Source organism: Mesorhizobium sp. M7A.F.Ca.AU.002.02.1.1 (assembly GCF_003998535.1).
GTDB lineage: Bacteria > Pseudomonadota > Alphaproteobacteria > Rhizobiales > Rhizobiaceae > Mesorhizobium > Mesorhizobium ciceri.
Window position 1 is genome coordinate 1 of the sequence record NZ_RZPB01000267.1, and the last position, 7,420, is coordinate 7,420.

Here is a 7,420-nt window from a genome sequence, read left to right on the forward strand (position 1 = left end):
GCTCCGGGAAATGGCAGGCGACCCGATGCGAACCACCGGCCGGATCGAGCGGCGGTTCGACGGCAGCGCAGATCGCCTGCGCCTTGAAGCAGCGCGTGCGGAAGCGGCAGCCGGATGGCGGGTTGAGCGGGCTCGGCACATCGCCGCTCAGCACGATGCGCTCGCGCTTGCGCTCCTTCTCGGGATTGGCGAGCGGCACCGCCGACAGCAGCGCCTGGGTGTAGGGATGCAGCGCCCTCGAATAGAGTTCGGCCGCCGGCGCGATCTCGACGATCTTGCCGAGATACATCACCGCCACCTGATGCGAGATGTGGCGCACGACGGACAGATCATGCGCGATGAACAGATAGGAGGTGCCGAAGGATTGCTGGATGTCCTTGAGCAAATTGAGCACGCCGGCCTGCACCGAAACGTCGAGGGCCGAAACCGGCTCGTCGAGGATCACCACTTGCGGATTGAGTGCCAGCGCGCGGGCAATGACGACGCGCTGGCGCTGGCCGCCGGACAGTTCGTGCGGATAGCGCTTGCCATGCTCGGGATTGAGCCGCACCAGTTCGAGCAATTCGGCGACGCGCGCGCGGCGGTCGGTCGCCGACATGTCGCTCATGCGCAGCGGCTCGGCGATGTTGTCGGCAATGCGCATGCGCGGATGCAGCGACCCGTAGGGATCCTGGAAGACGAGCTGGATGTAGCGCCGCATCAGGCGCATGTCTTCGTGATTGAGCGCGAGCAGGTTCTGGCCACGGAACCAGCTTTCGCCGCTGGTCGGCTCGATCAGCCGCATCAGGCAGCGCCCGAGGGTCGACTTGCCGCAACCGGATTCACCGACCAGACCCAGCGTTTCGCCCGGTGCTACGTCGAACGAGACATCGGCGACCGCACGGACATGGGCAACGGCACGGTCGAAGACGAGGCCGCCGCGAACCGGAAAGTCCTTGACGAGATGGCGAACAGAAAGCGCAGCCGCCGGTTTGGTTTCCGCCTGGAGTTGCTCCGCTGCGCTCATGAGGCCACGTCTCCACTGTCCAGGCTCGCCGCCGCCAGCACAGCACTGTGGAAGGGCGGCAAGGTCGTCGCGAAATGACAGGCCGAGAACCGGCCGCCGACATCGTGCAAAGGCGGGTCCTCGGTCCGGCAGCGTGCCGCGGCATAAATGCAGCGCGGATGGAAGGCGCAGCCGCCCGGCAAGCGCCCAAGTGCGGGCGGCGAACCGTCGATCGAGAACAGCCGCTCGCGGCTTTCCTCGAGGTTGGGGATCGAGGCGATCAGGCCACGCGTGTAAGGATGGCGCGGATCGGCGAACAGCTCGGATACGCCTGCCTGTTCGACGACACGGCCGGAATAGACGACCGCGACGCGGTCGGCATGGCCGGCGACGACGCCGAGATCATGGGTGATCAGCACCAGGCCGAGGCCGAGCCGTTCCTGCAGCGAGCGCAGCACGGCCAGGATCTGTGCCTGCACCGTGACATCGAGCGCCGTGGTCGGTTCGTCGGCAATCAACAGGTCAGGATCGTTGGCGACGGCCATGGCGATCACCGCGCGTTGGCGCATGCCGCCGGAGAATTCATGCGGATACTGGTTGACCCGGCGCTCCGGCTGCGGGATCGCCACCAGATGGAGCAATTCGACCGCGCGCGTCATCGCCTGTTTGCGTGTCACGCGCTGATGCAGCCTGACCGCCTCGGCAATCTGGGCGCCGACGGTCATCACCGGATTGAGCGAGGACAGCGGGTCCTGAAAAATCATGGCGATGCGCGCGCCCCTGATCTTGCGCATCTCGCGCGCCGGTTTGCCGACCAGTTCGTCGCCGTTGAAGCGGACCGAGCCGGTGACCACCGCGTTCTTTGACGTGAGGCCGAGCGCGGCGAGCATGCCGACGGACTTGCCCGAGCCGGACTCACCGACAATGCCGACCACTTCGCCCTTGGCGACGTCGAGGTCGATCCCGCGAACCGCTTCGAACTGACTGCCGGCCTTGCGGAATCCGACCCGCAGACCGCGTATGGACAGCAGCGGCTCGCGCTCGCCCACCTTGTCGACTGCGCCCGGTGGCGCTGAGGAAATCTGTGCGCTCATCGCCTAGTCCGACCTTGGATCGAGAATGTCGCGCAAGCCGTCGCCTATGAAGTTAAAGCCGAGCACGATGGTGAGGATGGCGACGCCGGGACCGAAGGCGATCCACCATTGATAGAAATGAACGGCGCCATCGGAGATCATCGAGCCCCATTCGGGTGTCGGCGGCGTGGCGCCGAGGCCGATGAAGCTGAGCGACGCGGCAAGCAGCACGACCTGGCCGAGATCCATGGTTGCGCTGATCAGCACCGGGGTCCAGCAAAGCGGCAATATGTGCGTGAACAGCACGCGCCGCGGCCTGGCGCCGGCGGCGATTGCCGCCTCGACATGCTCGCGCTCCTTCACCTCCAATACCTGCGCCCGCATCAGCCGGGCGTAGACGGGCCACCAGACGAGCACCATGGCTATGGCGGCATTGCCGAGGCCTGGTCCGAGCGACGCCGCGACGGCCATGGCCAGCAGCATCGGCGGAAAGGACAGAGTGACGTCAACAAGCCGCATGATCGCCGCGCCGGTCAATCCGCCGACGAAGCCGGAAATGGCGCCGAGCAGCGAGCCTATGATCACTGCAGAGACGACGACCAGAACCGCGATCGGCAGCGAATGCGCGGCCCCGTGCAGAGTGCGGGCCAGCACATCGCGGCCGAGTGCGTCGGTACCCAGCCAATGCGCCCAGCTTGGCGCCTGAAGCCGGCGTGCGACCATTTCGAGCGGATCGAACTGCACGACCAGGTTGGCGAATACGGTCATGAACAGCCAGAACAGGATGACGACCGTGCCGATGACCAATGGCGCGGTCAGCCATTCGGGAACCGTCGAGGAGCGGGACTTGGTGACGACGACTGCCATCAGCTCAACCTCACGCGCGGATTGGCCACGACATAGAGTATGTCGGTGATAAGGTTGGTGACCAGGAAGGCGAGACCACCGACGATGGTGACGCCGATGATCGCCGGGAAGTCGAGCGCACGCGCTGCCTCCACGGCATAGGATCCCATGCCCGGCCAGGAGAAGATGGTTTCGGTCAGCACCGCGCCGGTGATCAGATAGGCGAAGGAATAGCCGATGACGGTCAGGGTCGGCACCATGGTGTTGCGCAGCGCATGGACGATGACGACGCGGAATTCGCTCGCCCCCTTGGCGCGCGCGGTGAGCACGAACTCGCGGCTCATCACATCAAGCATGTTGGCGCGCACCAGCCGCGATATGGTGCCCGAAACCGTCCAGCCGAGGACGAAGGCCGGCAGAAGCAGGTGCCAGAGCGCGTCCTTGAGGACGGTCCAGTCGCCAGCCAGAAGCGAATCGATGGTCAGGAAGCCGGTGATGCCGGGCGGCAATGCCAAGCGGGCATCGACCCTGCCCGGCCCCGGCAACCAGTTCAGCATGACGGAGAAGATGAACAACAGGCCGAGCCCCGACCAGAACACCGGCAGCGAAGAGCCGAACAAGGCGAACAGCCGCGCGCCATGGTCGATCAGGCTGTTGCGGAAATAGGCGGCCAGCACACCAAGCACGATGCCGAGCGTGGTGCCGAAGATCATCGCGGCGAAAACCAGTTCGAGCGTTGCCGGCAAGCGGTAGAGAATGTCGGTGCCGACATTGCGCTTGGTGATGAAAGAGGTGCCAAGATCGCCGCTCAGCAGATTACCAAGATATATCATATAGCGTTCCGGCAAAGGACGATCGAGACCCCAACGCGTCTTGGCGGCGGCCACCACTTCGGGGTTGCTCATCTGCTGTTCGGCGACAATCGCGGTCAGCGGATCCCCCTTGGTCACCGTGGTGATCAGGAAGGCGATGGTGACGATGCCGAGCACCAGAAACGGCATTGCGATAAGCCGGCGCAAAATATAGCGAGACACGTGGCTACCTTCACAAGGAGGGGCTTTGTAAGATGGCACAAGGCGCTGGGACATGCCATCGACGGAAACATATTGACAGCCCGCGAAAGCCGCTGTCAATATAAATGGAATTTAATTTCATTTTTGATCGACAGTGCCGACGTCACCGGCCCGACAGGCGGACGACGACGCCAGAAAGACCTCAGCGTGCGCAAGCGAGCCACCAGGGACGAGACGGAGCTTGAAGGCGAAGGCGCACAGCTTTCGTCGTCGCTGGTGCGCGGGCTCGGCATCCTGCGCGCCTTTCGGCCGGGCGACGCCTCGCTCGGCAACCAGGACATCATTGCCCGCACCGGCCTGCCCAAAGCCACGGTGTCGCGCATCACCTATACGCTGAGCGCGCTCGGCTACCTCCTGTACGACAAGGATCTCGGCCGCTACAGCCTGGGGTCGGCTACCGTGGCGCTCGGCTATTCGGCGCTCAGTTCAAGCGCCGTCGTGCACGTCGCCCGGCCGCTGATGCAGCCGCTGGCCGATTTGACGGGGGCGGCGGTGGCGCTCGGCACGCGCGACAGCCTCAACATGGTGTATCTCGCCAATTGCCGGTCGGAGAGCCTTGTCACGCTGCGGCTCAACCCGGGCTCCTATCTGCCGATCTGGAAGACATCGATGGGGCTGGCCTATGCGGCGGCCCTTTCACCCGAGGAGCGCGTCAGCCTTGTACGGGCTTTGCAGGAGGCGGAGCCGGACAAGGCAGCGATGATCGCGGCGGCGATCGACGATGCGATCGCCCAATATGCACGCCAGGGCTATGTGACGTCGTTCGGCGCCTGGCACAGCTACATCCATGCAGTCGGCGTGCCGTTCCGCCCGCGTGACGGCTCGCCGCTGGTTGCCATCACCTGCGGCGGCATCGGCGAGATCATCACCGAGGACCGCGCGCATGCCGAGATCGGACCGGCGCTGGTGGCGATGGTGAAAGCACTGGGCGACCAACTCGAGGGAATTCCCGTGTAATCCCGGCACGGGATTGGCCCAGACGATCGGGCTGCATGCCGGCTTGAACTTGCCTGGTGGGGGCAGCACAGTCGCCGCCGATGGCATGGCGCTCGCGTTGTCAGTCCATCGGGTTCGGGTGACGGGGGGAGATCGGATGCCGATGAATTTTGCAGGACGGTTCAGCGACCGGGTGGCGGTCATCACCGGTGGCGCATCGGGCATTGGTCTGGCGGTGGCGCAGAGGATTGTCGAAGAAGGCGGACGGGTTTCGGTCTGGGATCGCGATCCCGCCCAGATCGAACAGGCCAAGGCCGTCATCCCCAGTCTTCACGGCATCGCTATCGACGTTGCCGATGCCGCAGGCGTGGAGCGCGCTGCCCGGTCAACGCTCGAAGCGCTTGGCGGTGTCGATATCCTGGTCACCAGCGCGGCGATCACCGGGCCGAACATGACGACCTGGAACTATTCGGCGGAAGATTGGCAGAAGGTCATCGACATCAACATCAACGGCGTCTTCTACTGCAACAAGGCGCTCGTGCCGCACATGCTCGAGCGCAACTATGGCCGCATCGTCAACATCGCCTCGATCGCCGGCAAGGAAGGCAATCCCAACGCCTCCGCCTACAGCACGTCCAAGGCCGCGGTGATCGGCCTGACCAAGTCGCTCGGCAAGGAACTGGCCAAGACCGGGGTGACGGTCAATTGCGTCACGCCGGCGGCCGTGCGCACCGCGATCTTCAAGCAGATGAGCCAGGAGCACATCGACTTCATGCTGTCCAAGATACCGATGGCGCGCTTTGGCGAGGTCGACGAGGTGGCGGCGCTGATCTGCTGGATCGCCTCGGAAGAGTGTTCGTTCACGACGGCCGCCGTGTTCGACGTTTCCGGCGGCCGCGCCACCTACTGAGGCAGAACGAATCTCAATTCCACGTGACGGTGCAACGGACGGAGCATGCGGGCGTATAGTTGGACGCCTCGAAGCGACAAGTCGCGACAAGGTAGCGGGAACCATGACACGGAATGCAGCCGTCAGGCGGGAGTTTGCTACTTTTGCTTAGAGCCGAATCTGCCGCACTGTCCGACGATGAGCTTCTGGACCGCTATCAGCGCGCCGCCTTCGATTATTTCCTCGATAACGTGAACCCCGAAAACGGACTGGTCGCGGACACATCGCGGCCGAATTCGCCGGCCAGCATCGCTGTCGTCGGCTTCGCGCTGTCCAGCTATCCGATCGGCGTCGAGCGCGGCTGGATGACGCGCGATGCCGCCGCGAAGCTGACGCTGGCCGCGCTGCGTTTCTTCTCGACCAGCCGGCAAGGCAATAGCGACGACGTCACCGGCCATAAGGGTTTTTACTACCACTTCCTCGATATGCGGACCGGCCTGCGCGTCTGGCGCTGCGAACTGTCGATGGTGGATACGGCGTTGCTGATATCAGGCATGCTGGTGGCGAGCGCTTATTTCTCCGGTGACGATGACGAGGAAGCCGAAATCCGCCAACTGGCCGAGGCGCTCTACCGGCGCGTCGACTGGCGGTGGGCACAAGGTTCAAGCCCGACCCTGCGGCAAGGCTGGAAGCCAAAGAGCGGCTTTCTGCACTATGGCTGGGAGGGCTACAACGAAGCGACGATCCTCTACGTGCTGTCGATGGCCTCGCCTGACAGTCCAACCTCGGATAACAGCTACGAGGGCTGGACGGCGACCTATCAGTGGGAAAACATCTACGGCTACGACGTGCTGTATGGCGGCCCATTGTTCATGCACCAGTTCTCGCATGCCTGGATCGATTTCGCCGGCATCCGCGACGCCTTCATGCGCGAGAAGAACTCGGACTATTTCGAAAACAGCCGCCGCTCGACCTATCTGCATCGCGACTATGCGCGCCACAACCCTTACGGCTATGACGGCTATGAAGAGAACCTTTGGGGACTTTCGGCGGGCGACGGGCCGGGCGGCTTCCGCACCAGCGTGGAGCGACAGCGCCGGCGGTTTTCCGGCTATGCCGCGCGCGGCGCTCCGTTCGGGCCCGATGACGGGACGATCGCCCCTTGGTCCTATCCGGCATCACTGCCTTTCGCGCCGGAGATCTGCCTGGCGGCGCTGCGCCATCTCGGTGATCGCTACCCCGAGGTGATCGACAATTTCCGGCTGCCGAGCGGCTTCAATCCGACATTGGCGAACCGGCGTAAATTCGGGAGGCACGGCTGGGTGTCGGAGGGCCACTATGGGCTGGATCAGGGTATCGTGGTGATGATGATCGAGAACCATCGGTCAGGGCTGATCTGGAAGCTGATGCGGTCCAATCAGCATATCCGTCGCGGCCTGCACAAGGCCGGATTCAATGGCGGCTGGCTGTCTCAGCCGGCAAGCCCGGCGTCAGGTGGCGGCAATGTCGCGTGACCGGACCAGGACCACCGCCTTCCCCGTCGACAGCAACGACATCAGTCTGATCGCGAGCGCCCATCCGCCGCACTGGAAGAACCCGCAGCCGGACGGTCCCTACA

7 protein-coding genes are annotated in these 7,420 nt (G+C 64.2%); 3 read left to right on the forward strand and 4 right to left on the reverse strand.

Annotation, left to right across the window (positions count from 1 at the left end; all coding sequences use genetic code 11):
* The 4 genes from EN879_RS17450 to EN879_RS17465 form a co-directional block, all read right to left on the reverse strand.
* Positions 1 to 1,006 (reverse strand): dipeptide ABC transporter ATP-binding protein (locus tag EN879_RS17450; protein ID WP_127274152.1); only part of this gene is annotated, 1,006 nt, incomplete at its 3' end.
* Positions 1,003 to 2,079 carry an ABC transporter ATP-binding protein gene (locus EN879_RS17455; RefSeq protein ID WP_082826631.1) on the reverse strand — a complete coding sequence of 359 codons (1,077 nt, stop codon included), beginning with the start codon at positions 2,077 to 2,079 and terminating at the stop codon, positions 1,003 to 1,005. The genes EN879_RS17455 and EN879_RS17450, both read right to left, overlap by 4 nt.
* 3 nt (positions 2,080 to 2,082) lie before the next feature.
* Positions 2,083 to 2,928: an ABC transporter permease gene (locus tag EN879_RS17460; RefSeq protein ID WP_024501859.1), complete on the reverse strand. Its 846-nt coding sequence runs from the start codon at positions 2,926 to 2,928 to the stop codon at positions 2,083 to 2,085.
* On the reverse strand, positions 2,925 to 3,938 hold the full coding sequence (locus tag EN879_RS17465; protein ID WP_063169870.1) for an ABC transporter permease: 1,014 nt from the start codon (positions 3,936 to 3,938) through the stop codon (positions 2,925 to 2,927). Before EN879_RS17465 ends, EN879_RS17460 begins: the two co-directional genes overlap by 4 nt.
* Before the next feature lie 186 nt (positions 3,939 to 4,124).
* Between EN879_RS17465 and EN879_RS17470 the strand changes: the two genes are divergently transcribed.
* The 3 genes from EN879_RS17470 (at position 4,125) to EN879_RS17480 (ending at position 7,316) form a co-directional block, all read left to right on the forward strand.
* The gene (locus EN879_RS17470) at positions 4,125 to 4,934 is read left to right on the forward strand and encodes an IclR family transcriptional regulator (RefSeq protein ID WP_013528139.1); all 810 of its coding nucleotides are present in this window, start codon (positions 4,125 to 4,127) and stop codon (positions 4,932 to 4,934) included.
* A gap of 136 nt (positions 4,935 to 5,070) precedes the next feature.
* Entirely contained in the window at positions 5,071 to 5,823 is a 753-nt protein-coding gene (locus EN879_RS17475; protein WP_013528140.1) for an SDR family NAD(P)-dependent oxidoreductase, read from the forward strand.
* Between the two features lie 113 nt (positions 5,824 to 5,936).
* A complete protein-coding gene (locus EN879_RS17480; RefSeq protein WP_063169869.1) occupies positions 5,937 to 7,316 on the forward strand; it encodes a glucoamylase family protein in 1,380 nt (459 codons plus the stop codon).
* Positions 7,317 to 7,420: the final 104 nt, after the last annotated feature.